Raw genomic sequence first — 2,534 nt, 5'->3', positions numbered from 1 at the left:
CGGGCGTGGCGCGGCCGGGAGGGGAGCCTGCCGGGACGGCGGCGGCTGCTGCTCGCGCTGCCAGCGGTGCTCGGCGTCGCGGCCGCGCTGGACGCGCCCTGGCAGGTGCGGCTGCTGGCGGGGGTGGCCGCCGGTGGCGTGGTCGCCGTCGGGCTCGGCTGGTTCGTCTCCGCCGACCACCACCGCCAGCAGGTCGAGCTGATGGCCTCCTGGCCGCACACCTGGGAGCTGCTGGCGAGCTGTCTGCGTTCGGGGCTCCCGGTGGGTGAGGCCTGCCGGGCGGTCTGCCGGGTCAGCGAGACGCCCTCCGCGCGGGTGCTCGGCGGGGTGGTGGCGCGGATCGACGTCGGCATGTCGGAGGCCGATGCGCTGCTGGAGCTGCGCGAGGACCCGCTGGTCGGGCGGGTCGTCCGCGACCTCGCCCGCGGGCTGCACTCGGGCACCCAGCAGGCCCGGACGGTCGCCGAGCACGCCGCCGAGGCCCGGGCCGCCCACCACGCGACCCTGCAGGAGCGGGCGCGGTCGGTGGGGGTGCGCAGCGTGCTCCCGCTGATGGTCTGCTACCTGCCCGCCTTCGTGCTCGTCGGGGTGGTCCCGGTGGTCGGCGGCATGGTCGGCACCCTGCTCGGCTGAAGCCGGGGCCCTGCGGCCACGCCGCATATCCGGTGGCGCCGCGGGCTCCGCGGTGCCGAGACTGGGCAGGTGGACCCCGACGAGGCGAACACACCCGAGCGGTGGAGTGAGGCCACGGTCTACCCCGACATGTGGGTCGACCCCGATGACGACCCCCGGGAGACCGAGGGCGTCGTCGACGGCGAGCGCGGGCTGCTGCTGGACTACCTGCGCAGCTACCGGCTCACCCTGGAGATGAAGTGCAGCGGCCTCGACGCCGAGCAGCTGGCGCGGCGGTCGGTGCCGCCGTCGACGATGTCGCTGCTCGGGCTGCTGCGCCACCTGGCCGACGACGAGCGCCGCTTCCGCCGGATCATGGCCGGCGAGGACACCCCCTGGCTCTACCGGAGCGCCGAGGACCGCGAGGCCGACTGGAACGGCGCGGTCGCCGACCCGGCGGTGGTCGAGGAGGCCTGGCGGACCTGGCGGGCCGAGACGGCGGCCACTGATCGATACCTCGGGGGCGTCAGCGACCTCGGCACCCGCAACGCCGGCGCCTCCGACCTCGGCCCGGACGGCGCCGACCTCGACCTGCGCGAGATGCTCATCGCCGAGATCGCCGAGTACGCCCGCCACTGCGGCCACGCCGACCTGCTCCGCGAACGGATCGACGGCCGCGTCGGCCAGTGACCACCTCGGTGGTGCGCGGCCCCGACGTACGTGTCGGCCCGACGCCTCTCCACCGCCGGAGGCGGGAGGCCGGCCCTGGGTCGTCCTGGCAACGCCACGCCGGTGCCGGGCGCCGGGCGGCGGCTGGCTCGCCGGACGGAGGGCGGCTGACCGCCTTGTTCCGCGCGGGAACGTGCCTCCCGTCCACCGGTCGTCCTCGGGAACTCGTCGACGGTCAACTTCCCGCGGTGCGTCCGGGCCTGAGCCGTCGCCGCGGCGGTGCAGGCCGTCATCCTCCCGCGGATCCGCTGAGCCCATGTGCCGCACCAGGAGTTGTGCACAGGCGTGCACCGGCACCGAGCAGCGTCCACACCCCTCACGTGCGGGCCGTCGGAGCCGCGGTGACCCGCCAACGGTGGGGTCGGCTCCACGAGGGGCCGGCGCCACACGGGGTGGCGCCACCGAGACCAGGCAGCTGGCTGCCGGGAGGGAAGAACATGTCGGAGAACACGAGCACCGTGGTGGAGCCGGACGAGGTCGCCACCGACGGGCATGACGAGCGGGGGATGACCACCGCCGAGTACGCGGTCGGCACCGTGGCCACGGTGGGGCTGGGCGGCGTCCTCATCAGCATCCTGACCAGCGAGGAGCTGCGCAAGCTCATCGTGGACATCTTCATCTGGATCCTCGGTCTCGTCCTCAACCAGAACCCGTTCTGAGCAGGACGAGCGGGCTGGGAGCGCGATCGGGGGCGCTCCCAGCCCGCTCGGCACCGTCGGGCAGCAGCAGAGGAGCAGCAGATGGGCAGCGAGGACGTGGTTGGGCGGCAGGCGCCAGCCGACCAGTGTGCAGCGCGGCGGGGCGAGCGGGGCATGGTGACGGCTGAGCTGGCGATGGGGGTGGTCGCCGCGGCCGTGCTGATGGTCCTCCTGGGCGGCGCCCTGGCGATGGTGGGCCTCCAGCTCGCCCACCAGGGTCTGGCCAGCGAGGTGGCCGAGCTGGTGGCCCGCGGCGACTCCGCGGCCGCCGCCGAGCTGGTCGACCGGGCCGAGGACGTGGAGGTGGCGGTGCAGGAGTCGCCGAACGCCGTGGTGGTGACCGTGCGCCGGCAGGTGGACCCGTGGGGGCGGCTGGCGGAGCCTCTCACGCTGACGACGGTCGCACGGGCGTCCTGGCAACCGGGCGAGGCGCCGTGACGGCCCGGGGCGGGTGCCCGGGCGACCGGGGCCGCCGGCCGGTCCTCCCGGTCCGCG

Annotated in this window: 4 protein-coding genes; all 4 read left to right on the top strand. The window is 75.5% G+C overall.

Features of this window, described 5'->3' with window-relative positions:
* The coding region (locus tag DVA66_RS19300; protein WP_114561454.1) for a type II secretion system F family protein at window positions 1–633 on the top strand (633 nt) is incomplete at its 5' end.
* A 69-nt stretch (window positions 634–702) separates the two neighbouring features.
* Entirely contained in the window at window positions 703–1,302 is a 600-nt protein-coding gene (locus tag DVA66_RS19295; protein WP_232822077.1) for a DinB family protein, read from the top strand.
* 476 nt (window positions 1,303–1,778) lie between these two features.
* Window positions 1,779–2,000 (top strand): DUF4244 domain-containing protein, encoded by a 222-nt coding sequence (locus DVA66_RS19290; protein WP_114561453.1) that lies wholly within the window; start codon window positions 1,779–1,781, stop codon window positions 1,998–2,000.
* A 153-nt stretch (window positions 2,001–2,153) separates the two neighbouring features.
* Entirely contained in the window at window positions 2,154–2,477 is a 324-nt protein-coding gene (locus DVA66_RS19285; RefSeq protein ID WP_114561452.1) for a hypothetical protein, read from the top strand.
* The last annotated feature ends 57 nt before the right edge of the window (window positions 2,478–2,534 follow it).

The organism is Desertihabitans aurantiacus, from assembly GCF_003344635.1.
In the GTDB taxonomy this organism is placed as follows: Bacteria; Actinomycetota; Actinomycetes; order Propionibacteriales; family Propionibacteriaceae; genus Desertihabitans; species Desertihabitans aurantiacus.
This window is presented reverse-complemented; position numbering and strand designations above follow the sequence as displayed.